Consider the following 22409-nt stretch of genomic DNA (forward strand, 5'->3'; position numbering starts at 1 on the left):
CTCTCCTCTCCTTCCGCCTACCGGGTTAGCTGACGGGTTCGGGCTGGAGGAAGCCCTTCCACCGAAGTGGTCTCACCCCAGGTGCGGTGGTTCCCCGGCTCCCGGGCAAGGTGCCCGGGATTAGGCAAATCAGCGTTTACAGCCGATGTGGGAAGGATAGTAGTGGTAAACAGCAGGTCACGCGACCTCAAGACGAGACCGAGCGGTAATCAGTTCGTGATAACAGAGCGCAGAAGATGTGCAGTCGCCTCGGGCGACACGTCGTTCACGAAGGCGCCCATGGCCGACTCCGACCCCGCGAGGTATTTCAGCTTGTCCGGCGCGCGGCGGACGCTGAACAGCTCCATGTGCGCGTACGACAGGTTGCGGCCGGTGGAGACCGGCGCCTGGTGCCAGGCCGCGACGTACGGCATGGGCACGCCGAACAGCCCGTCGAGGCGGCGGAGCACGTCGGTGTAGAGGGGCCCGAACGCCACGCGTTCTTCGGCCTCCAGCGCGACCAGGTCGGGGACCCGGCGGTGCGGGTAGAGGTGCACTTCCACCGGCCAGCGCGCCGCGGCCGGGACGAACGCCGTCCAGTGCTCGTTCGAGCCCACCACCCGCACCCCGGCCTCCCGCTCCGCGGCCAGGACGTCGGCGAACAGGTCGCCGCCGGTCCGCTCCCGGTGGCGCCCGGCCGCCCCGAGGGTGAGCCTGGTGCGCGGGGTCACGTAGGGGTACGCGTAGATCTGGCCGTGCGGATGGGCCAGGGTGATGCCGATCTCCGCCCCCCGGTTCTCGAAGCAGAACACCTGCTCCACGCCGGGCGTCGCCGACAGCTCCGCCGTGCGGTCGACCCAGGCCTCCATGACCAGCTCGACCCGCTCGGGGGAGAGCCGCGAGAACGACGAGTCGTGCTCGGAGGTGAAGCACACCACCTCGCACCTGCCGGTCCCCGGGCGGACCTCGCTCAGCCCGCCGATCTCCCTCGGTTCGCCCGGCTGGGCGGAGAACGACGGGAACCGGTTCTCGAAGACCACCACGTCGTAGTCGGGGGAGGGCACCTCGGTCAGGTTGCCGGGGGTGGAGGGGCAGAGCGGGCACTCGCCGGCCGGGGGCAGGAAGGTACGGTCCTGGCGGTGCCCGGCCACCGCGATCCACTCCTCGGTGAGCGGGTCGTAGCGCAGCTCGGAGGCGGCGGGCCGGGGCGGCAGGTCACGCCGGTCGACGGCTCCGCGGTCGGCGTCGTCGCGCCGGTCGAAGTAGATGAGCTCCCGGCCGTCGGCCAGGTGGGTGGTCGTACGCTTCATCGGCCGGCGATCTCGCTCTCTCGCTGGGGTTCCGTGACGATCAGCTCGCCCACCGAGGCGGCGAGCTCCTCGCGGGCCTCCTCGGTCAGGCCGGAGTCGGTGACCACGATGTGGGCCTCGGCCAGCTGGGCGATCGTGCTGATGCCGACCGTGCCCCACTTGGTGTGGTCGGCGGTCACCACGAGACGGTGCGCCGAGGCGACCAGCTCACGGTCGGTCTCGGCCTCCATCAGGTTGGGGGTGGTGAACCCGGCGCGGGTGCTGATCCCGTGCACGCCGAGGAAGAGGGTGTCGACGTGGAGCCCGCGTATCGCCGCGACCGCGATCGGGCCGACCAGCGCGTCGGAGGGGGTGCGGACCCCGCCGGTCAGCACGACCGTGCGGTCGGCCCGGGGGGAACGGTGGAAGACGTCGGCGATCCGGACCGAGTTGGTGATCACGGTCAGCTCGGGCACGTCGGCCACGTGGTGGGCGAGCGTCCAGGTCGTGGTCCCCGCGGAGAGCGCGATCGCGGTGGCGGGCCGGACGAGCCGGGCGGCGTGCTGGGCGATCGTCTCCTTCTCCGCCTGCTGGCGCGCCGACTTGGCGGCGAAGCCCGGCTCCTCGGTCGAGCCGGGCCCGGCGGCGGTGGCGCCGCCGTGCACCTTCTCCACCAGGCCGCGCTCGGAGAGCACCTCAAGATCGCGCCGGATCGTCATGTCGGACACGCCGAGCTCGCGGACGAGATCGGCGACCCTGACCCCGCCGCTGCCGCGCACCCGCTCCAGGATCGCCTGCTGCCGCTGCTGGGCAAGCATGCCTCGCCCCCTCACTCCCCGTAATCCACCAGATTCCCCCAAATTACCACGGTCAGCAGGCGATACGGTGTTTGGTCTTGGTGACTAGCCGCTCACAGTCGCTCAAGCTCCGCCGCGATGTTCGCCCTCGCCGCCTCCTCCAGATCGGCGACACGGAAGATCACCGGAAGGTCGAGCAGCGAGCGCAGCACGGCGGCCCGCCCGGCCCTGAACGCGTCGTCGGGCACGAAGCCGTACTCCTCGCGCACGGCCGCCGCGTAGCGGGCGTAGACCTCGGGGGACGCGCCCAGGATCGCCAGGTCCGCGTCGGACAGCACGGCCCCGTCCGCGTCGCCGGGCGCGGGGTCGTGCGTGACGGTCAGCCTGACCAGCCGGGCGACCGTCGCCACGGCCTCCGCCGGCAGCCCCAGCTCCGGCAGCGCCCGCTCGGCCAGCGCGGCGCTCCGCTCCTCGTTGTCGCCGCGCCGGGGGTCGTAGACGGCGTCGTGGAACCAGGCCGCCAGCCGTACGAGGTCCGGATGCTCGGCGTGGCCGGCGAGGGCGTCGACGTGGGTGAGCACGGCCTCCAGGTGGGCGGTCGTGTGGTACCTGCGGTGCGGCTCGTCGTACCGGGTGATCAGTTCGCTGCCGAGGGGGTCGGCCCCGAGACCGGCCAGGGATCGCCAGCGGGCCATCAGCTTCTCGCTCATGTGACGGAGCCTAGGACCGGCCGGTGCCGTGCCGCGGGGGCGGGGCGCGGAACGCCAGAGCCGGGGAAGGGCCGGGGAAGAGGCAGGGAAGGGCCGGGGAAGAGGCAGGGAAGGGCCGGGGAAGAGGCAGGGAAGGGCCGGGGAAGAGGCAGGGAAGGGCCGGGGAAAGGCACGGGAAACACGGTTCACCGGAGCGGGACGGATCGCCGTCCGGGCCTTGTGCGAGCGCCGTTCCGGGAGGAATGTGAAGGTCTGAGCCGGTGAGATCGGGTCCCGTACGGCCCCCGGGAGACCGGGAGAGCGGGAGACGGGACCGGACCTCGCGGGGCCCGGAGGAACCTCGGAGAACCTCAGGGAAGGGGTGGTCGGCATGGGCAGGCGAGCGCGTAAGGCCAAGGCCCGGAGGAAGCGCAAGGCGAACCACGGCAAGCGTCCGGCCTAGCGGCCCGGACCTCCCCGCGTGAGCCGGGCGCGGGCGCCCGGGGAACGGGGAACGCACGCTCAGGCGCGACGGCCCCAGGAGGCCAGCAGCCGGGCCTGCGCGTCGGTGTCGTCAATGTCGTTGTCGTTGTAGGCGGCGGTGTCGTCGATGTCATCGGCGTCGTCGGCGTCATCGGTGCCGGGGGGCGCCTCCGGGGGCTCTCCGGCGCCCGCGGCCTGCCGGTGACCGGGCTCCGCGTGGCTGAACCAGGCGGCGCAGGCCTCGACCAGCTCGGGGTCGAGCCGCTCGTCGGCTCCGATGGCGCGGGCCAGGTCCCAGGTGTGGATGAGCGCGTCGGCGAACAGCTCGGTGACGTACTCCCGGCCGGGCACGTCGCCGAACGGCAGGTGGACGAGGCTGTCGAGGGCGTGGACGCCCGTCGCCGCCTGGACGGCGGGCACGGCGGAGGTGTCGAACGCCTTGATGGGGTCGTCGCCGAGCAGGTCCCCCTCGAAGGCGTCGCCGACCTCGGCGGAGGTCCCCCCGGCGAGCAGCACGGGTGCCCACAGGTTCTCGCCGACCACGTGGTTGACCAGGGCGTGCACGTCCCAGTCGACGCACGGCGTCGGGTTGTCCCACTGATCGGGGCCGACCCGGTGGACGAGAGCGCCGAAGTCGTCCAGCGCGCGCCGGTAAGCCTCGGGTACGTCGATGGTCATCATGCCCCTCCCGATGCCCTCCCGGGTTTCCTCCCGGCTCTCATCTTGACCGTAACCCCTGGACCGCCAGTAGTCATCGCGTCAACGGACATGACCGGCATGCCCGGAGTGCGGCGGTGGGTACGTCCGGGGTACATCTGACCGTGGGGCTTCATTCCGTGGTCATCTCGACGTCAGTAGGAAGTCACGATATTTCGTGAAAATTCGTCTCATGCGCACCACGACTTTCACCCGGGCGGCCGCCGCGGCGGTCACCGGCCTGCTCCTCCTGCCCGCCTCCGTGACCCCGGCCACCGCCGAGTCCGCCAACGGCGGTATCAAACTGACCTTCCTCGGCCGCTACACCACCGGTACCGTCGCCGCCGGAGCCTCGGAGATCACCGCGTACGACGCCGCGACCCGCCGGGTCTTCGTGGTGAACGCGCAGGCCGGGACCGTCGACGTGCTCGACATCCGCGACCCGCGCAAGCCGCGCAAGGTCGCCACCCTGGCCACCCCCGGCGCCAACAGCGTCGCGGTGCGCCGCGGCCTGGTCGCCGTTGCCCAGCAGGCCGCGGTCAAGACCGACCCGGGCACCGTCGCCTTCTTCGACGCCCGGAGCGGGAGGAAGCTCAGGCAGGTGACCGTGGGCGCGCTGCCCGACATGCTGACCTTCACCCCGGACGGCAAGCGGGTGGTCGTGGCCAACGAGGGGGAGCCGACCTCCTACTGCGAGGGCGAGGTGGCCGACCCCGAGGGTTCGGTGAGCGTCGTCGACCTGAAGCGCTGGACGGTGCGGACCGCGGGGTTCGCGAAGTTCGACGCGGAGCGGCTGCGGGCCAGGGGGGTGCGGATCACCGGCCCCGGTGCCACCGCCGCCCGTGACCTGGAGCCGGAGTACGTCACCGTCGAGGGCGACACCGCCTACGTGACCCTCCAGGAGAACAACGCGCTCGCGATCGTCGACCTGGACCGGGCCTCGGTCCGCGACGTCGTCCCGCTGGGGCTGAAGGACTGGTCGAAGACCGGGTTCGACGCCTCGGACAAGGACGGGAAGATCGACATCAGGCCCCGGCCGGTGAAGGGCATGTACCAGCCCGACGCGATCGCGCACTTCCGCGACCGCGGGCGGACCTACCTGGTCACCGCGAACGAGGGCGACGGCCGAGACTGGGACTGCCACGCCGACGAGGTGCGGGTGAAGGACCTGACCCTCGCGCTGCCCGACGCCGAGAACCTCAAGAAGGACACCGAGCTCGGGCGGCTGAACGTGGCCGCCGACTCGCCCAAGGACGCGAGCGGCGCCTACACCGAGCTGCGCGCGTTCGGCGCCCGCTCGATCTCGATCAGGTCCACCTCGGGAGCGCTCGTCTGGGACTCCGGCGACCAGCTGGAGCGGCTCGTCGCCAAGGAGCTGCCCGCCGCCTTCAACGCCGACAACGAGGAGGACGACTCCTTCGACAGCCGCAGCGACAACAAGGGCCCCGAGCCCGAGGGCGTCACGGTCGGCGAGGTGCGCGGCCGGGCCTACGCCTTCGCCGGGCTGGAGCGGGTCGGCGGGATCGTCGCCTACGACCTGGGCGACCCCCGGGCGCCGCGCCTGGCCGGGTACGTCAACACCCGTGACCTCACCGGCTCGATCGAGGACGGCACCGCCGGGGACGTCGGCCCCGAGGGCGTGCTGTTCGTCCCCGCCTCCGACAGCCCCACCCGCCGCCCGCTCCTGGTGGTCGGCAACGAGATCAGCGGCACCACCGCCATCTACGAGGTCCGCTGACCCTCCGCCCGATCCCCTGCCGAATCCCGCCCGGCGACCGCGCCGGACCACCGAGCCCCCCGCCGCGAGAACCTGCGCGGCGGGGGACTCGCCGTCGTACGGGCCCCAACGCCACGGCGGCGCGGGCCCCGCCGCACGAGCTTCGAAGCCTGGTCGTACGGGCCCCGGCGACACGGGGCACGCCGCTAGAAAGCACGGCTCCGGTGCCGCGGGAGGCGGCGCCGGAGCCGTAAGAGGGGCCGGAGCGGGGCCGCCGGGTCAGGGCAGCCGCTGCTCGATCCAGACGATCTTTCCCTTCGGGGTGAGGCGGGACCCCCAGCGGTGGGCGAGCCAGTTGATGAGATGCAGGCCGCGGCCGGTGTCGCTGGTGGTGGACGCCTCCCGCATCACCGGCTCGGACGCGGAGCTGTCGGACACCTCGCAGACCAGCGTGGGCCCGCGCAGCAGCCGCAGCTCGACCTCGCCCTGACCGTGCTCGACCGCGTTGGCGACCAGCTCGCTGACCATGAGCTCGGTGTTGTCGCAGAGCGAGGACAGCTCCCACTTGTCGAGCGTGGTCCGGACGAAACGGCGGGCCTGGGAGGCGGAGCGGCGGTCGGAGGGCAGCGACGTCTCGACGAACTCGTTCTCCGTCAGCTCCGACACCCTGGCCAGCAGGAGGGCGATGTCGTCACGCTCGTGCCCGGGGCGCTGGGCGCTGATCGTGAGGTCGCAGACCTCCTCCAGGTCGTGGTCGGCGCCGGAGAGCAGGCCGCGCAGCGCGCCGATCCCCTCCTCGATGTCCCGGTCGCGGCTCTCCACCAGGCCGTCGGTGTAGAAGGCGAGCACGGTCCCGCCGGGAAGCGTGAACTCCCGCATCTCGGCCGGCTCGTTGCCGATGCCCAGGGGGAGCCCCGGCGGCAGCTCCAGCAGCTCGGTCTCGCCGCCGGGCCGTACCAGGATCGGCGGCACGTGCCCGGCGCAGGCCATCGCGCACCGCCGGGTGACCGGGTCGTAGGTGGCGTACACGCACGTGGCGATCTGGCTGGCGTCCAGGTCCTGGCTCATCAGGTTGAGCCGGAACAGCACGTCGGCCGGGCTCAGGTCCATGCTGGCCAGCGTGCGCGCGGCCGTGCGGAGCTGGCCCATGGTCGCGGCGGCCCTGATGCCGTGCCCCATCACGTCGCCGACGACGAGGGCGACCCGGCAGCCGGGCAGCGGGATCACGTCGTACCAGTCGCCGCCCACCCCGACCAGGTCGCTGGCCGGAAGGTAGCGGGAGGCGATCGTGAGGCCCAGCGGCTGGGAGAGGTCGACGGGCAGCAGGCTGCTCTGCAGGGTGAGCGCGGTGCGGCGCTCGCGGTTGTAGAGCCGCGCGTTGTCGAGGCAGACGCCGGTCCTGGCCGCGAGCTCCTCGGCCAGGTTGACGTCCTGCTCGTCGAAGGGCTGGCTGGTGGGCCTGCGGGTGAAGATGACGAAGCCCAGCACCCGGCCGCGCGCCTTCAGCGGCACCACCAGGAACGAGCTGTCCTCCAGCACCTTCGACACCGTGTCGCGCTTCCAGAACCGCCCGATCTCCTCGGCGGTCCTGCGCCCCAGGCGGGGATAGAGGATCGGGTTGCCGGTGGCCATGCACCGGGCGTAGGGGGTCCAGGCCTCGTAGACGGCCACCTCGTCCACGGGGAAGGCCTTGGCGTACTCGCCGGGGGAGGGGTCGGCCACGCCGACCGCGATCCGCCGCACCAGCGCCGAGCCGTCGGTGGTCTCCTGGGGGAACTCCCCCTCGGTCACCAGCCGGTCCTGGACGAGGATGCCCGCCGCGTCCGCGAAGCGCGGCACGGCGACGTCCATCAGCTCCCTGCCGGTCTCGAACATGTCGAGCGTGCTGCCGATGCGCTTGCTGGCCGCGTTGAGCAGGGACAGCTGCTCGTGCATGGACGCGGGACTGCCCATCCTGAACCCTGGCGTGGCTGGATTCTTGGTGACGAAACGGGACTTCACTCGCTCCACCGGGGTGCGGGAACCGGCGTCCACCAGGTTTCCAGTTCGAGGTCTTCTGCGATGGCGTTGGCGCCGTTGTACCCGGGCGCCGCGGAGACCGAGCCGCCCGGGTGGCTGCTGGCGCCGCAGAGGTAGAGGCCGTCGACGGGGGTGCGGTACTGGCCCATCTCGGGGACCGGCCGGTTGCCGCCCAGCTGGGACGGCTCGTAGGCCCCGACATGATGGCTGCCGCGCACCATGTTGACGCAGTGCCGCTCGATGTCGAGCGGTGTGAAGACCCGTTTCCCCAGGACGGCGCCGTTCGCCAGGTTGGGGGCGTACTCGGCCCACTCGGCGAGCAGCCGCTCCCCGACCTCCTCGCGCCGCGTGTCCCAGCTCGCCGGATCGCCCCCGAGGTCGTACGGGGCCCACGGCCACCAGAACGCCACGTGTTTGCCGTCCGGCGCGTACGAGGGGTCGAACAGCGAGGGGCACGCGCCGTTGCCGGCCAGCCGGTCGGGCAGCTCCCCCCGGTGGATCTGGTCGAAGGTGCGGCCGAGCTGCTCGCTGTCGTCGGCGCCGAGCACCACGAGGAAGGCCCGGTCCACGTCGGGCTCGAACTCGGCGGCCCGGTAGCGCGGCGCCTCGCCGAGCGCCAGATGGAGGGTGACGAGACTGTGCCCGGCCCACTTGTAGCCCTCGACCTTGGCCGCGATCTCCGCGCCGAAGTTCTCCGGGCCCGCCAGCCGCACGGTCTGCGGGGCGTCCACCGCGCTGGCCACGAACCGGCGGGCGGTGAGCACGTCGCCGGTGGCGAGCCGCACCCCGGTGGCCCGCCCGTCGTCGACCAGGATCCGCTCGACGTGGGCGCCGGTGACCACGGTGCCGCCGTGCTCCTCGATGACGGCGCGCAGCGCGGTCGCGACGTTGCCCGCGCCGCCCACGGGCACCCCGAGCCTCGCGATGCGCGAGAGCAGCCGGGGGAAGAAGCTTCCGGTGCCGGGCACGTTCTCGATGGAGATCGCGTGCAGGAAGGACTTGAACAGCACCCTGACCTGGTCGCTCTCGAAGTTCCTGTCGACGGCCTCGTACAGCGACAGCGGCATGTAGCTCAGCATGTCGCGGCCGAGGTCGCCCTTGAGGCGCTCGGCGACCACCGGCGGGGGCAGCGGCCTGGAGTACAGGAAGCCGTTCACCAGGCCCCTGGCCGCCTCGGCGTAGCGCTCGTACAGCTCCAGCCAGCGCGCGGCGTCGGCCTTGGAGAAGCGGGCGAAGGAGTCGGCGGTGCGCTTGGGGTCGGTGTAGACCGTGATCGCCCGGCCGTCCCTGAAGACCGTGGCGTGCTGGGTCTCGGGGTAGACGTAGCGCAGGCCGTATCGCTGGAGCTCCAGGTCGGCGGGGACCGGGCCCTCCTCCAGGAAGTGGTAGCTGCTGTGGGTGTTGTGCCGGAACCCGGGCAGCGTGAGTTCCTGGGTGCTGCACCCGCCGCCCGCGACGTCGTTGCGCTCGACGACCGCGACCGACAACCCCGCCTTCGCGAGGTAGGCGGCACAGGTGAGGCCGTTATGGCCCCCGCCCACGATGACGCCGTCGAACTCCGTCACTTTCCCTCCAGGGGGCCCTTTGACTACTGGTATGGAGGATTGTAAAGAATGATCTATATGCAAACCTCGTGTTTAACAGAGATTTGCCGATATTTCCAGACGAACTAGGACTTCGCGGCGCCGACATGGCGGAGCAGCCGCGCCGGCTGCTCCCCGTACCGCTCCCCGAACTCCTCCGACGCCGGGTCCTCCCCGCAGATCGCGCGGGCCGGCCGGGGGAAGGTCACCCCGGCGTCGGCCGCGGAGAAGAGGGCCGGCAGCAGGCAGGCGGGATCGAGGTCGGCGGGGAACTCGCCCTCCGCCTGTCGCCTGCGCATGTCCTCGACGTCGCCCCGCATGTCCTTCGGCAGCGCGGAGTCCCCCTCGCCGCCGTCCTGCGGCCCGTCCCAGATGAGGATCCGGGCGAGATCGCGGTCGCGCACGGTCGTGGCGACATAGCCGCGCACCGGTTCGGGCAGCGACGGCGAAGGCGACGTTTCGGCGAAGGTGCTCTCCCCGCTCCGCCACTCCGTTCCCGCGTCAGGCACCAGTACCTGCCGCACGCGCGCCGCGTCGACACCGGCATCGCCACGATCGCCGGAAAGTCCCCGCTCAATGCCGCCACGCGCACCCTGGTCGGCCCCGGTCTGTACGAGGCCGTCAACCTGGTCGTCTTGCCGAGGGGCCGGGGCATGTTCATCGCGCCGCACGACCTCGAAGGCGTCCTCGAAGGCGCCTTCGGAAGCGCGGCCCTGCCGCCGCCGCCGGGGATCGGCAGGACCGAGCGGGAGGGCGCCCTGTTCGACAACACCGGCGGCTACGGCATGTGGGCCTTCGGCGCCGAGACCGGCCGCTTCCCCGGCGGCCTCGCCGCGATGAGCGGTGAGCGGCTCGGGGACACCGTGGCCCGGATGGCCGCGGGCCGGCACCCGGACCCGCGCACGCTGGTCACTGTCTCTGCCCCCGAGACCGTCTCGCCGTTGCCGATCCGCACCCCGGTGCCGATCGGCCCCCGGCCCGCCACGACCATCACCCTGCTCGGCGACGCGATCCACAGCATGACCCCGACGCGGGGCATCGGCGCCGACATCGCCCTGCGCGACGCCCGGTCACTCTGCCGCGCCCTCGCCGGCGCCCTGACCGGCGGCGGCGACCCCGTCGCGGCCATCGCCGCCTGCGAGACGGAGATGCGCGAGTACGGCTTCGCGGCCGTGCGCGACTCCCTCAGGGCGGCCCGGCGGTTCGTGGACGAGAACCCGGTGGCCCGGGCCGGATTCAGGACCTTCCCGCGCACCGCCCGGCGCCTCCCGGCCCTGAGGCGCAAGGCCTTCTCGTGAACCCGCGCCCGGCCCCCGGGACGCGGGCCCTTCTCTCCGGGAGGGGCGGCTCACACCCTCCCGGTCACGGCACTAGGCCCTCAGCTGGGTGAAGCGGAGGTGGTTGCCGAAGGGGTCGCGAAGGCCGCAGTCGATCCCGTACGGCCGCTCGGTGGGCTCCTCGGTGAACTCGACGCCCAGGCCCAGCAGCGTCTCGTACGTCTTGCGGCAGTCGTCCGTGCTGAGGATGAGCTGGCCGCCCATCGCTCCCTTGGTCACCAGCTCGCGGACCTGACGCGCCGTCTCCTCGGACATCATCGGGCCGCCCGGCCTCTCCAGTAGGATCTGGCGCTCCGGGTGGCCGGGGACGTTGACGGTCAGCCAGCGCATGCCGCCCAGGTCGATGTCGGCGTTGACCTCCAGGCCGAGTTTGCCGACGTAGAAGTCGAGGGCCTCGTCCTGGTCGAGGACGTATATCTGCGAGTGCGTGATTGCGGTGAACATGCGAATCACGTTACTGGGCGGGCCGGCGGAAAACTTATCCAAAACCGCTGAGTAGGCGGACGCCACGAGCGGCGCGGACGGTCATGCCGGTCACTCGTTCGGCCGCGTCCACGCCATCGTGAAGCACGTCGGCACGCCCACGGCCGCCGCCTCCCTGCGGTACGTCCTCGGTGACCGGCCGACGATGTCGCGGAACGTGCGGCTGAAGGTCCCCGGGCTGCCGAAGCCGACCTGGAAGCAGATGTCCGTCACGCTGCGGTCGGTGTCCCGTAGCAGGGCCATCGCCCGTTCCACCCGGCGGCGCTGCAGGTAGCGGTGCGGCGTCTCGCCGAACGTGGCCCGGAAGGTGCGCGTGAAGTGCGCCTCCGACACATGGGCGATCCTGGCCAGGGCCGGGACGTCCAGCGGCTGCGCGTACGCGCGGTCCATCGCGTCCCGCGCCCGAAGCATGCGTCGGTTGCTCTCCTCCACGGCACGGCTCACGCCGCCATCACACCACGGTTCCGCCCGTCGGGCAGCCTCGTCCCCGCGGCCCCGGCGACGATCTTCCGCGACGCGCGCGATCCCGCCGGAGCCGCCACGCCAGCCGGTGAACGACCAGGAGGGAACTTCCACGGAGACCGTGACACACAGCCCGTCCGAGGATGTCTACGAGGCCACCGGCGACTATGCGCTCCGAGGTCGTCCGAGGCGGGCGATGAGGCCGGAAAACCGGCCGGGAACCCCGTTGACCTCCGATGGATCGGTAACACCTTGGCATCGGACGGAGGGACGGGCGCCGAAAGGCCGGAGGCCCGCGTGGGGCACTCCTCCGCACGGGCGGCGCCCACTCCCGGCACGCCGGCGGGACCGTGACCAGGCCATCGTCCGAACGCCCGGGAAGGAATTCAAGAAAGTCCCGGAAAACGGGCCGGGAAACCATCGGGCACGCAATGGGCGCGGAAGTTCCCGAAGTTTTGGCAAAAGCTGAAAGGCCAGGTCGCCGCATATGGGCTGACCTGGCCTTTCATCATCTGAGCGGACGACGGGAATCGAACCCGCGTAGCCAGTTTGGAAGACTGGGGCTCTACCATTGAGCTACGTCCGCGCGAGCCGGCGTCAGTCTGGTCTAGACTTCATCCGTTCGTCAGGGCGTAAGCGTACCGGAGTTCCGGAGCGTGCGCGCACTCGACTTACCGGGGTGTGGCGCAGTTTGGTAGCGCACCTGCTTTGGGAGCAGGGGGCCGCAGGTTCAAATCCTGTCACCCCGACGCATGCCGGGCATCGGTTCAGACCGATGCCCGGTTCTTCGCGTAAAGGGGCCGAGAGCTCCACGCCGCGCGGACACGTGGGCCGGCGTACGACCGGCGTACGAGACGCGGACCGGGGGGTGCCGTCCACGACCGGTCCCGCCGCGAGTGGCCGATCCCGCGCACGCGACCGATTCACCCGCCGGAAACGTTGCGGCGGGGGCAGAAAGAGGGCCGAAAAAACGGGCGAGCCCGGAGAGTGAGCGCCGGGGAAGGTCAGCGGCGGGGGCTGAAGAAGGCCCAGACGGCCTTGCCGCCGCAGTTGAGGTGGTCCCAGCCCCATCCCTGGCTGTAGGTCTCCACGATGTAGAGGCCCCGGCCGTTCTCCGAGATGAAGTCGGGCTCCTTGGGGGTCGGGACCTCGTCGCTCGGGTCCGTCACGGCCAGGAGCACGTGGGGCGACAGGTGCACCAGGACGAGCGTGATCGGGGTGATCTGCGTCTGACTGGGCGGACACAGCGCGTAACGGACCGCGTTGGTGACGAGTTCCGAAACCACTAGCGCTGCGTCATCGCTGAGCTCCGCCAGCCCCCAGTCGTGGAGCGTCGAGCGTGTCACGTCCCGGGCGGTCTTCACCGAGTCGGCCTGGCTGGGCAGGGGGCACGCGGTGGCGCCGGAGTGATTGGCGTCCAGTAGCTCGTCAAAGCCCACCTGGCGGGTCGCCTGCAGGTAGTCGGCAGCCGATTTTGGCTCCTCCACCATCCTGCCGGTACCTCCCGCTGTCATCGTGAGTCTCCGTACCACTTGAGAGTTTTCAGAGCTTGTGCACCATAAGCCCAATATGCACTAAGCCATCATGGGTCACCGGAACGTCTGCTGCAAGACCCAAATGCACGTGCAGTTGCAGTGTGCAGCCGCATGGGCGGTTAAGACGACGACTTGGCGAATTGGGCAGGGAGTTGAGACCTTGTCATAGCGGCCGGAAGTAGTGACACTGTGTGCGCTGGCCCAAGTACAGAGGGAGGCGAAGTGACGCAGGTTCAACCGGGATCGGGTCCCACAGCTCTGCGTATCCTCTTAGGCTCCCAACTGCGTCGCCTGCGCGAGGCCAAGGGGCTCTCGCGCGAGGAGGCGGGCCATCTGATCCGCGGCTCCGAGTCCAAGATCAGCCGGATGGAGCTCGGCCGCGTCGGCCTGCGGGAGCGCGACGTGGCGGACCTGCTCACCTTCTACGGGGTGGAGGACGAGCACGCCCGGTCGGCGGTGATGGACCTGCTGCTGCGGGCCAACGAGCCCGGCTGGTGGCACCGCTTCAACGACCTGCTGCCCTCGTGGTTCCAGACCTACGTCGGCCTCGAGGAGGCGGCCTCCCGGATCCGCACCTACGAGGTGCAGTTCGTGCCCGGCCTCCTGCAGACGAAGGAGTACGCCAGGGCCGTCATCACCGCGGGGAGCGCGGGCATCGCGCCCGAGGAGATCGCCCGCCGCGTCGACCTGCGGATGCAGCGCCAGCAGGTGCTCGGGCGGCCCGACGGCCCGTTCTTCTGGGCCGTCATCGACGAGGCCGCGCTCCGGCGCCCCATCGGCGGCGCCGACGTCATGCGAGCCCAGCTGGAGCACCTGCTCGACCTCATGCGGCAGCCGAACATCACCATCCAGGTCATGCCCTTCAGCTTCGGCGGCCACAGCGCGGAGGGCGGGGCCTTCAGCGTGCTCCGCTTCAACGACAACGAGCTCCCCGACGTCGTCTACGTCGAGCAGCTGGCCAGTGCCCTCTACCTGGACAAGCGCGAGGACGTCGACCGCTACAGCGAGGTCATGGAGCGGTTGTGCGCGGTCAGCACCACGCCCGGGGAGACGAACGACATCCTGAGGCGGATCATCAAGGAGGACTGAGCGGCCATTGGTCGCTCGATGGTGCCGCTCTGCCCTAGACTGGCCAGCGGCGCTGAACACCCGCCGCTGTGGAGCATGCCCTGATCTCGCGTGTCTCGACGGCTGTGCCAGGTGCCGCTCATGTGGGCGCGGCGCGCGAGCTTGCCGCGGTAGCCGTTACGACTTGACGCGCCCGCGATCACTCAAAGCTTGATCAAGGAGACGACCCCGTGAAGACCGCTGTGGAGGAGCTCAGCCCGACCCGGGTGAGGCTTACCGTCGAGGTGCCGTTCGAGGAGCTCGGCGAGAGCCTGCAGGCGGCGTACAAGAAGGTCGCGCAGCAGGTGCGCGTCCCCGGGTTCCGCCCCGGCAAGGTTCCGGCCCGCATCATCGAGCAGCGGTTCGGCCGCGCCGTGGTGCTGGAGGAGACCCTCAACGACGCGGTGCCCAAGCTGTACGGCCGGGCCGTCGACGAGAGCGAGATCTTCCCGGTGAGCCAGCCGGAGATCGAGGTCACCAAGATCGAGGACGGCGAGCAGGTCGAGTTCACCGCCGAGGTGGACGTCCGCCCCGGCTTCGACGTCCCCGACTACCAGGGCATCGAGGTGACCGTCCCGGTCTCCGAGGTCTCCGACAAGGACATCGACGAGCAGCTCGACGGCCTGCGCCAGCGCTTCGCCACCCTGACCGGCGTCGAGCGCCCCGCCGCCTCCGGCGACTTCGTCGTCATGGACCTGGCCGCCGCGATCAACGGTGTCAACATCGAGGAGCAGCAGGCCAACGACGTCTCCTACGAGGTCGGCGCCGGCTCGGTGCTGCAGGGCCTCGACGACGCCCTGGTCGGCCTGTCCGCGGGTGAGACCAAGGAGTTCACCACCAACCTGGTCGGCGGCGAGAACGCCGGCGAGGAGTCCGTGGTCACCATCACCGTCAAGAGCGTCAAGGAGAAGGTCCTCCCCGAGCTTGACGACGAGTTCGCCCAGCTCGCCAGCGAGTTCGACACCCTTGACGAGCTCAAGGCGAGCATCAGCGAGACGGCCCGCCGCAACAAGCTGATCGACCAGGTCGTCCAGGCCCGCGAGAACGCCCTCGACGCCCTGCTCGACAAGATCGACATCCCGCTCCCCGAGAGCGCGCTCAAGGTCGAGGTCGACAACCGCAAGCACAACCTCGAGCACCAGATCGCCGACAGTGGCCTGAGCAAGGAGGCGTACTTCCGCCTCTACCAGACCACCGAGGAGGAGCGCCTCGCGGAGTTCGACGAGAGCGCCGCCAAGGCCCTCAAGACGGGCTTCGTCCTTGACAAGATCGTCAAGAGCGAGGACCTCGGCGTCAGCGAGCAGGAGCTGACCAACTTCGTGGTGCGCCGCGCCATGCAGATGAACGTCGCGCCCAACACGCTGGCCCAGCACCTGGCCGACAACGACCAGCTCACGCTGGCCATGGTCGAGATCGTCCGCGACAAGGCCAAGAGCGTCATCGGCGACGCCGCCAAGGTGGTCGACGAGGCCGGCAACGAGGTCGACCTCAAGGCCATCTACACCGAGATCAACGGCGAGGAGGCCTCGGAGGAGGCCGGCGAGACCGCCGAGGTCGAGACCGCCAAGTAGTCCCCGGCCGAGCGGAGGCGCCGGGCCCGCCCGCCGCCTCCGCCGCCCGACGCCCCCCGCCGCGATTCCGCGCGACGGGGGGCGTCCTTGTTCTCCGGGGGTTCCCGGAGTTGTCCGGGGGTTCCCGGGCCGGTGAGCACGCCCCCGCCTTCCGGGCCGACGCGCGTGCCCGGCCCTCCGTCCTCCGGTTCCGGGTGGTGAGCGTGCCGCAGAGCGGCGCCTGGGGGTCTGGGGAACCTTTCCCGGCCTCACGTCCCCCTACGGACTTCGCGGGCTCCTGAGCCCTCTGAGGGCCGTCGGCCCCTCTCGCGGCCGACCGGCGCCTTACCTCCTCCCCTCCAGGCCCTCTCGACGGCCGCGACACGCCGTACGGGCTCTGGTTCCGGAGCCTCGCCGGGGCGGGCGGCGCGGGGTTCCGGACGTGGTGGGAAGGCGGTGGGCAGCATGCGCCGTCAGCGAACAGTGCGTTGAGGAGGCATGTCCGGTAGGTGACGCGCGTTAAGGTCACAAGCAAAGCCAATCGATTACGACGCATCGGAAGGTGACGCTGTGACCAGCCCGCCGACCTTCTACCAGCCGACCGGCTCCGGGCCCGAGTCGATGAGCCAGCCGAACGGCTCGTTCAGGCTCGAAGACCAGCTCTATCAGCGGCTGCTGCGTGAGCGCATCATCGTGCTGGGCACCCAGGTCAACGACGAGATCGCCAACCGGATCTGCGCAGAGCTGCTCCTGCTCGCCGCGGACGACTCGGAGCGCGATATCTGGCTCTACATCAACTCGCCAGGCGGTTCCGTAACCGCTGGTATGGCGATTTACGACATGATGGAATATGTCCCTAACGATGTGTGCACGGTCGCGATGGGTCTGGCCGCCTCCATGGGCCAGTTCCTCCTCTGCGCCGGCGAGCGGGGCAAGCGATACGCCCTGCCGCACGCCCGCATCATGATGCACCAGCCTTCCGGCGGCATCGGCGGCACCGCCGCCGACATCGCCATCCAGGCGGAGCAGATGCTCTACGTCAAGAAGACCCTCGCCGAGCGCATCGCGTTCCACACCGGTCAGAACATCGAGCAGATCGAGGCCGACTCCGACCGGGACCGCTGGTTCACGGCCGAGGAGGCCAAGAACTACGGCTTCATCGACCAGGTCGTGCGCAGCGCTCGACAGGTGCCCTCCACGGGCGCCGTCTCCTGAAGGGGCACAAGGTGAGTGAGTTGATCCGGCCGGGAGACATCAACGGCCGCTACGTTCTTCCGTCCTTCACCGAGCGCACGTCCTACGGCATGCGGGAGATGAACCCGTACGCCAAGCTCTTCGAGGACCGCATCATCTTCCTCGGCGTGCAGGTGGACGACGCGTCGGCCAACGACGTCATGGCGCAGTTGCTGACCCTGGAGTCGCTCGACCCCGACCGCGACATCAGCATCTACATCAACTCGCCGGGCGGTTCTTTCACCGCCATGACGGCGATCTACGACACGATGCAGTTCGTCCGGCCGGAGATCCAGACGGTCTGCCTGGGCCAGGCGGCCTCGGCGGCGGCGGTCCTGCTGGCCGGCGGCACGCCGGGCAAGCGCTTCGCCCTGCCGAACGCCCGCATGCTGATCCACCAGCCGTCCACCGAGGGTGGCGGCCAGGGAAGCGACATCGAGATCCAGGCGCGCGAGATCCTCAGGATGCGCGCGCAGATGGAGACGATCATCGCTCAGCACTCGGGCAGGGCACCGGAGGCGGTCCGCAAGGACATCGAGCGGGACAAGATCCTTGACGCCGTCGAGGCCAAGGAGTACGGACTGATCGATGACATCATTCCGTCCCGCAAGAAGCTCGCGAAGGCCGTAGCCTCCTAACGAGGCATATCGCACCGGAACCGTGCCGAATCAGGCACGTTCCGGTGCGACTCGCCGCTAGGGGGCTCACTGAGGGCTCAGAAGACGGTAACGTCGAAACCTAAGCGGGATGACTTTTCGATCGGGTATCGGGCCGGTCGGAAGAAACGGACCGCGGCAGCCAGGGCGGTCCCACGCAAAGGAGTATCTGGGGTGGCACGCATCGGCGACGGGGGAGACCTGCTGAAGTGCTCTTTCTGTGGAAAGAGCCAGAAGCAAGTCAAGAAGCTCATCGCCGGACCCGGCGTATACATCTGCGACGAGTGCATCGACCTCTGCAACGAGATCATCGAGGAGGAGCTCAGCGAGTCCTCTGAGCTGAAATGGGACAGCCTTCCCAAGCCGAGGGAGATCTACGAATTCCTCGACGCCTACGTCATCGGTCAGGACCAGGCGAAGAAGGCTCTCTCCGTGGCGGTCTACAACCACTACAAGCGGGTGCAGTCCGGCGAGCGCGGACGTGACGACGGCATCGAGCTGTCCAAGTCCAACATCCTGCTCCTGGGCCCCACCGGTTCCGGCAAGACACTGCTCGCCCAGACGTTGGCGAAGATGCTGAACGTTCCGTTCGCCATCGCCGACGCCACCGCCCTGACGGAGGCGGGCTACGTGGGCGAGGACGTCGAGAACATACTGCTCAAGCTGATCCAGGCCGCTGACTACGACGTCAAGAAGGCCGAGACCGGCATCATCTACATCGACGAGGTCGACAAGATCGCTCGCAAGAGCGAGAATCCGTCGATCACCAGGGACGTCTCCGGCGAGGGCGTGCAGCAGGCCCTGCTGAAGATCCTGGAGGGCACGACCGCGAGCGTGCCGCCGCAGGGTGGCCGCAAGCACCCGCACCAGGAGTTCATCCAGATCGACACCACCAACGTGCTGTTCATCTGCGGTGGGGCCTTCGCCGGTCTCGAGAAGATCATCGAGTCCCGGGTCGGCCGCAAGGGGATCGGTTTCAACGCGATCATCCGCTCCAAGGAAGACATCGACGGCGCCGACATCTTCGAGAACGTCATGCCCGAGGACCTGCTGAAGTTCGGCATGATCCCCGAGTTCGTCGGCCGGCTCCCGGTCATCACGAGCGTCCACAACCTCGACCGTGAGGCGCTCATCCAGATCCTCACCGAGCCGCGCAACGCCCTCGTCAAGCAGTACCGCCGCCTGTTCGAGCTCGACAACGTCGAGCTCGAGTTCACCGACGACGCGCTGGAGGCCATCGCCGACCAGGCGATCCTGCGCGGCACCGGCGCCCGCGGCCTGCGGGCGATCCTGGAGGAGGTCCTCCTCTCGGTGATGTACGAGGTGCCGTCGCGGCAGGACGTGGCGCGTGTGGTCATCACCCGCGAGTCGGTCCTGGAGCATGTCAATCCCACGCTCGTCCCGCGCGACCAGCTCAACAAGCAGCAGCGCCCGCCGCGCGAGAAGTCGGCGTAGAAGGCCCGCGCGAACCCTCCTGGTTCGCACGATCGGCGCCCCCCACGGGATATCCCGTGGGGGGCGCCGCCGTTTCCGGCCGTCCGGTTCCCGCCGGTGGCCGTACCGGCGGCCGGCGTCCGCTGACCGTGGATCATCTCGCCCACCGGCGAAGTCACGGGCAAAGGGCCCGTACGGCGGTTCGCGGAAGGGCCGGTATGGCGGTCCGTGGGACGGGGAACACGCGGACATCCCTAGACTTGGGCATCGTGACGACGCCAGAGCTGCCCACCCAGTACGCACCCGCCGACGTGGAGACCCGGAGCTACGAGCGCTGGGTATCGGAGGGACACTTCACCGCCGACCCGAGCAGCGAGCGCGAGCCGTACAGCATCGTCCTGCCCCCGCCGAACGTGACCGGTGTCCTGCACATCGGCCACGCCCTCGACCACTCCATCCAGGACGCGCTGACCCGCCGCGCGCGCATGCGCGGCCAGGAGACGCTGTGGCTGCCCGGCATGGACCACGCCGGAATCGCCACCCAGAACGTCGTCGAGCGCGAGATCGCCAAGGGCGGCCTGTCCCGGCACGACCTCGGCCGCGAGGCGTTCGTCGAGCGCGTCTGGCAGTGGAAGGAGGAGTCCGGGGGCCGGATCCTCGGCCAGATGAAGAAGCTGGGCGACGGTGTCGACTGGTCGCGCGAGCGCTTCACTATGGACCCGGGCCTCTCCCGGGCCGTCCAGACGATCTTCAAGAAGCTCTTCGACGACGGGCTCATCTACCGCGCCGAGCGCATCATCAACTGGTGCCCGCGCTGCCTGACCGCGCTGTCGGACATCGAGGTCGAGCACAGCGAGGACGAGGGCGAGCTCGTCTCGATCCGCTACGGCGACGGCGACGACTCCATCGTGGTCGCGACCACCCGGGCCGAGACGATGCTCGGCGACACCGCCGTGGCCGTGCACCCCTCCGACGAGCGCTACGCGCACCTGATCGGCCGCGAGGTGGAGCTGCCGCTCACCGGCCGCCGCATCCCGATCGTCGCCGACGAGCACGTCGACCCCTCCTTCGGCACCGGGGCGGTCAAGGTCACCCCTGCGCACGACCCGAACGACTTCGAGATCGGGCGGCGCCACTCGCTGCCGTCCCTGACGATCATGGACGAGCGGGGAGTGGTCACCGCGCACGGCCCGTTCCAGGGGCTCGACCGCTTCGAGGCGAGGCCCGCGGTGGTGGCCGCCCTCCGCGCGGAGGGCCGGATCGTCGCGGAGAAGCGCCCCTACCTCCACTCGGTCGGGCACTGCTCGCGCTGCAAGACCGTGGTCGAGCCCCGGCTCTCGCTCCAGTGGTTCGTCAACGTCTCGCCCCTGGCGAAGGCGGCGGGCGACGCCGTCCGCGACGGCCGGACGAAGATCCACCCGCCGGAGCTGGCCAAGCGCTACTTCGACTGGGTCGACGATATGCACGACTGGTGCATCTCCCGGCAGCTGTGGTGGGGACACCGCATCCCTGTCTGGTACGGCCCGGACGGGGAGGTCGTCTGCGTCGGCCCCGACGAGGAGGCGCCCGCGGGCTACGTCCAGGACCCCGACGTCCTCGACACCTGGTTCTCCTCCGGGCTCTGGCCGTTCTCCACCCTCGGCTGGCCGGACAAGACACCGGAGCTGGCCAAGTTCTACCCGACCTCCGTCCTGGTGACCGGCTACGACATCCTGTTCTTCTGGGTGGCCCGGATGATGATGTTCGGCATCTACGCCATGGACGGCGAGCCGCCGTTCAGGACCGTCGCGCTGCACGGCATGGTCCGTGACCAGTACGGCAAGAAGATGTCGAAGTCCTTCGGCAACGTCGTCGACCCGCTCGACTGGATCGAGCGCTTCGGCGCCGACGCCACCCGCTTCACGCTGCTGCGCGGCGCCAACCCCGGCTCCGACGTGGCGATCAGCGAGGAGTGGGCCGGAGGCTCGCGCAACTTCTGCAACAAGATCTGGAACGCCACCCGCTTCGCGCTAATGAACGGCGCCGTGACAGGCGAGCTCCCGACCGAGGAGCTGACCGCCGCCGACCGCTGGATCCTCTCCCGGCTCCAGGAGATCGTCGCGTCGGTCGACACCGCGTTCGAGAGCTTCGAGTTCGCCAAGATCTCGGACCTGCTCTACCACTTCGCCTGGGACGAGGTCTGCGACTGGTACGTGGAGCTCGCCAAGATCCAGATCGCGTCCGGGCAGGAGCACACCCGGCTCGTGCTCGGCCACGTCTTCGACTCGCTGCTCCGCCTGCTCCACCCCCTGGTGCCGTTCGTCACCGAGGAACTGTGGCGCGCGGTCACCGGCCGCGAGTCGATCGTGGTCGCTCCCTGGCCGACGGTCCAGGAGTCGCTGCGCGACCCCTCGGCGGAGGAGGAGGTCCTCGCCGTGCAGGGACTGGTCACCGAGGTGCGCAGGTTCCGTTCCGACCAGGGGCTCAAGCCGGGCCAGCGGGTCGCCGCGCGGCTCTCCCTCGCCGGTACGGCACTCGCCTCCCACGAAGGGGCGATCCGGTCGCTGCTCCGGCTCGACCAGCCGTCCGAGTCGTTCGCCGCGACCGCGAGCCTCGACGTGGGCGGCATCGCCGTGGAGATCGACACGGCCGGGACGATCGACGTGGCCGCCGAGCGCAAGCGCCTGGAGAAGGATCTCGCGGTGGCGCGCAAGGAGGCGGCCCAGGTCGCCGCCAAGCTGGGCAACGAGCAGTTCATGGCCAAGGCGCCCGACGACGTGGTGACCAAGGTGCGCTCCCGGGCCGCACAGGCCGATCAGGACATCGAGCGGTTGCTCGCCCAGCTGGCGTCGCTGCCGGCGGCGTGAGTCGGCCGGGGCTCCTCTCATGAGGAGCGCGGACCTGGTTCGAGGAGCGGGTGGACGGCTTCGGACCTGGTTCGAAGAGTGGGTGAGGACCGGCTCCGGACCTGGTTGAAAGAACGTGCGGAGGACGGCTCCGGACCGGTGGCCGTCATGACGAGAACCCAGGGTCTCTTGACCCTGGGTTCTCGTGTTTGAGGGCTGGCGTCCCAGGGAAGACCTAGTTCTTACCGGGAAGTTGGTCATCACAGCCCTGAGGGACTGCTAGAGTTCTTCATGCAGGGCAACGTCCTGCACACTCCTCCAAAAAATCCCGGCAAATCGGGCGTGTCCGCATGATTGGACATCGACCGGATGTCGGAGTAAGTTAGAGGGGTTGCCCTGGAAACGGGGTGGTCGCAATCCTAACGGGTTCGGCGGGATCAAGTCGAGCGATCGGAAATCCGACAGTTTGACACGAAACCGGCACTCCCGATACGATGGTGATACGAAATGGAACGCCCCGGAGTTCTGCTCGGCT

Annotated in this window: 19 protein-coding genes, 2 tRNA genes and 1 riboswitch; of the genes, 10 read left to right on the forward strand and 11 right to left on the reverse strand. The window is 69.9% G+C overall.

Annotation, left to right across the window (positions count from 1 at the left end; translation table 11 throughout):
• Positions 1–137: riboswitch (cyclic di-AMP (ydaO/yuaA leader) on the reverse strand.
• Between the two features lie 72 nt (positions 138–209).
• The 3 genes from galT to ABT053_RS39755 form a co-directional block, all read right to left on the reverse strand.
• Positions 210–1289, reverse strand: a complete 1080-nt coding sequence (gene galT / locus ABT053_RS39745; protein ID WP_350976575.1) for a galactose-1-phosphate uridylyltransferase — start codon at positions 1287–1289, stop codon at positions 210–212.
• Positions 1286–2086, reverse strand: coding sequence for a DeoR/GlpR family DNA-binding transcription regulator (locus tag ABT053_RS39750; RefSeq protein WP_350976578.1), 801 nt, complete (start codon positions 2084–2086; stop codon positions 1286–1288). The genes galT and ABT053_RS39750 overlap by 4 nt, the downstream gene beginning before the upstream one ends.
• 92 nt (positions 2087–2178) lie before the next feature.
• Positions 2179–2775: an HD domain-containing protein gene (locus ABT053_RS39755; RefSeq protein WP_350976580.1), complete on the reverse strand. Its 597-nt coding sequence runs from the start codon at positions 2773–2775 to the stop codon at positions 2179–2181.
• Positions 2776–3145: 370 nt separating this feature from the next.
• Here ABT053_RS39755 and ABT053_RS43540 point away from each other — a divergent pair, with 370 nt between their 5' ends.
• On the forward strand, positions 3146–3217 hold the full coding sequence (locus tag ABT053_RS43540) for a 50S ribosomal protein bL37 (RefSeq protein WP_389916033.1): 72 nt from the start codon (positions 3146–3148) through the stop codon (positions 3215–3217).
• Between the two features lie 59 nt (positions 3218–3276).
• Here the strand turns inward: ABT053_RS43540 and ABT053_RS39760 are convergent, their stop codons facing one another.
• The gene (locus ABT053_RS39760; RefSeq protein ID WP_350976582.1) at positions 3277–3915 is read right to left on the reverse strand and encodes a TIGR03086 family metal-binding protein; all 639 of its coding nucleotides are present in this window, start codon (positions 3913–3915) and stop codon (positions 3277–3279) included.
• 211 nt (positions 3916–4126) lie between these two features.
• Here ABT053_RS39760 and ABT053_RS39765 point away from each other — a divergent pair, with 211 nt between their 5' ends.
• Positions 4127–5671 carry a choice-of-anchor I family protein gene (locus tag ABT053_RS39765; protein WP_350976584.1) on the forward strand — a complete coding sequence of 515 codons (1545 nt, stop codon included), beginning with the start codon at positions 4127–4129 and terminating at the stop codon, positions 5669–5671.
• A gap of 258 nt (positions 5672–5929) precedes the next feature.
• On the opposite strand, the gene ABT053_RS39770 is transcribed toward ABT053_RS39765, so the two are convergent.
• From ABT053_RS39770 to ABT053_RS39780, 3 genes are all read right to left on the reverse strand, one after another.
• Positions 5930–7603 (reverse strand): ATP-binding SpoIIE family protein phosphatase, encoded by a 1674-nt coding sequence (locus tag ABT053_RS39770; protein ID WP_350976585.1) that lies wholly within the window; start codon positions 7601–7603, stop codon positions 5930–5932.
• Between the two features lie 44 nt (positions 7604–7647).
• Positions 7648–9234 carry a phytoene desaturase family protein gene (locus tag ABT053_RS39775; protein ID WP_350976588.1) on the reverse strand — a complete coding sequence of 529 codons (1587 nt, stop codon included), beginning with the start codon at positions 9232–9234 and terminating at the stop codon, positions 7648–7650.
• 104 nt (positions 9235–9338) lie between these two features.
• Positions 9339–9776, reverse strand: coding sequence for a hypothetical protein (locus ABT053_RS39780; protein ID WP_350976590.1), 438 nt, complete (start codon positions 9774–9776; stop codon positions 9339–9341).
• Positions 9777–9905: 129 nt separating this feature from the next.
• Between ABT053_RS39780 and ABT053_RS39785 the strand changes: the two genes are divergently transcribed.
• Entirely contained in the window at positions 9906–10550 is a 645-nt protein-coding gene (locus ABT053_RS39785; protein WP_350976593.1) for an FAD-dependent oxidoreductase, read from the forward strand.
• A gap of 72 nt (positions 10551–10622) precedes the next feature.
• Here ABT053_RS39785 and ABT053_RS39790 read toward each other — a convergent pair whose 3' ends face one another.
• The 3 genes from ABT053_RS39790 to ABT053_RS39800 all read right to left on the reverse strand — a co-directional run bounded on the left by ABT053_RS39790 (position 10623) and on the right by ABT053_RS39800 (position 12120).
• Entirely contained in the window at positions 10623–11033 is a 411-nt protein-coding gene (locus ABT053_RS39790) for a VOC family protein (RefSeq protein WP_350976595.1), read from the reverse strand.
• A gap of 90 nt (positions 11034–11123) precedes the next feature.
• Entirely contained in the window at positions 11124–11483 is a 360-nt protein-coding gene (locus ABT053_RS39795) for a helix-turn-helix domain-containing protein (protein WP_350976598.1), read from the reverse strand.
• A gap of 566 nt (positions 11484–12049) precedes the next feature.
• A tRNA-Gly gene (locus ABT053_RS39800) sits at positions 12050–12120 on the reverse strand.
• 89 nt (positions 12121–12209) lie between these two features.
• On the opposite strand from ABT053_RS39800, the gene ABT053_RS39805 reads away from it, so the two are divergent.
• A tRNA-Pro gene (locus ABT053_RS39805) sits at positions 12210–12283 on the forward strand.
• Positions 12284–12538: 255 nt separating this feature from the next.
• Here the strand turns inward: ABT053_RS39805 and ABT053_RS39810 are convergent.
• Entirely contained in the window at positions 12539–13048 is a 510-nt protein-coding gene (locus ABT053_RS39810) for an ATP-binding protein (protein WP_350976600.1), read from the reverse strand.
• Between the two features lie 243 nt (positions 13049–13291).
• Between ABT053_RS39810 and ABT053_RS39815 the strand changes: the two genes are divergently transcribed.
• From ABT053_RS39815 to ABT053_RS39840, 6 genes are all read left to right on the forward strand, one after another.
• The gene (locus tag ABT053_RS39815) at positions 13292–14158 is read left to right on the forward strand and encodes a Sco1979 family transcriptional regulator (protein ID WP_350976603.1); all 867 of its coding nucleotides are present in this window, start codon (positions 13292–13294) and stop codon (positions 14156–14158) included.
• A gap of 209 nt (positions 14159–14367) precedes the next feature.
• Complete coding sequence (tig, locus tag ABT053_RS39820; RefSeq protein WP_350976605.1) at positions 14368–15747, forward strand: trigger factor; 1380 nt, start codon at positions 14368–14370, stop codon at positions 15745–15747.
• Positions 15748–16296: 549 nt separating this feature from the next.
• Complete coding sequence (locus tag ABT053_RS39825; RefSeq protein ID WP_386161284.1) at positions 16297–16941, forward strand: ClpP family protease; 645 nt, start codon at positions 16297–16299, stop codon at positions 16939–16941.
• Between the two features lie 11 nt (positions 16942–16952).
• Entirely contained in the window at positions 16953–17597 is a 645-nt protein-coding gene (locus ABT053_RS39830; RefSeq protein ID WP_326642780.1) for an ATP-dependent Clp protease proteolytic subunit, read from the forward strand.
• Positions 17598–17789: 192 nt separating this feature from the next.
• Positions 17790–19070 carry an ATP-dependent Clp protease ATP-binding subunit ClpX gene (clpX, locus tag ABT053_RS39835; RefSeq protein WP_329084422.1) on the forward strand — a complete coding sequence of 427 codons (1281 nt, stop codon included), beginning with the start codon at positions 17790–17792 and terminating at the stop codon, positions 19068–19070.
• Between the two features lie 239 nt (positions 19071–19309).
• Positions 19310–21895, forward strand: coding sequence for a valine--tRNA ligase (locus tag ABT053_RS39840; protein ID WP_350976609.1), 2586 nt, complete (start codon positions 19310–19312; stop codon positions 21893–21895).
• The last annotated feature ends 514 nt before the right edge of the window (positions 21896–22409 follow it).

Source organism: Streptosporangium sp. NPDC002524, assembly GCF_040295985.1.
Lineage (GTDB): Bacteria > Actinomycetota > Actinomycetes > Streptosporangiales > Streptosporangiaceae > Streptosporangium.

What these genes read in the sequence shown, in the direction of transcription:
- galT (WP_350976575.1), bottom strand. Translation starts at nt 1,289, where the DNA reads ATGAAGCGTACGACCACCCACCTGGCCGACGGCCGGGAGCTCATCTAC.
- ABT053_RS39750 (WP_350976578.1), bottom strand. Translation starts at nt 2,086, where the DNA reads ATGCTTGCCCAGCAGCGGCAGCAGGCGATCCTGGAGCGGGTGCGCGGC.
- ABT053_RS39755 (WP_350976580.1), bottom strand. Translation starts at nt 2,775, where the DNA reads ATGAGCGAGAAGCTGATGGCCCGCTGGCGATCCCTGGCCGGTCTCGGG.
- ABT053_RS39760 (WP_350976582.1), bottom strand. Translation starts at nt 3,915, where the DNA reads ATGACCATCGACGTACCCGAGGCTTACCGGCGCGCGCTGGACGACTTC.
- ABT053_RS39765 (WP_350976584.1), top strand. Translation starts at nt 4,127, where the DNA reads ATGCGCACCACGACTTTCACCCGGGCGGCCGCCGCGGCGGTCACCGGC.
- ABT053_RS39770 (WP_350976585.1), bottom strand. Translation starts at nt 7,603, where the DNA reads ATGGGCAGTCCCGCGTCCATGCACGAGCAGCTGTCCCTGCTCAACGCG.
- ABT053_RS39785 (WP_350976593.1), top strand. Translation starts at nt 9,906, where the DNA reads ATGTTCATCGCGCCGCACGACCTCGAAGGCGTCCTCGAAGGCGCCTTC.
- ABT053_RS39790 (WP_350976595.1), bottom strand. Translation starts at nt 11,033, where the DNA reads ATGTTCACCGCAATCACGCACTCGCAGATATACGTCCTCGACCAGGAC.
- ABT053_RS39795 (WP_350976598.1), bottom strand. Translation starts at nt 11,483, where the DNA reads ATGCTTCGGGCGCGGGACGCGATGGACCGCGCGTACGCGCAGCCGCTG.
- ABT053_RS39810 (WP_350976600.1), bottom strand. Translation starts at nt 13,048, where the DNA reads ATGACAGCGGGAGGTACCGGCAGGATGGTGGAGGAGCCAAAATCGGCT.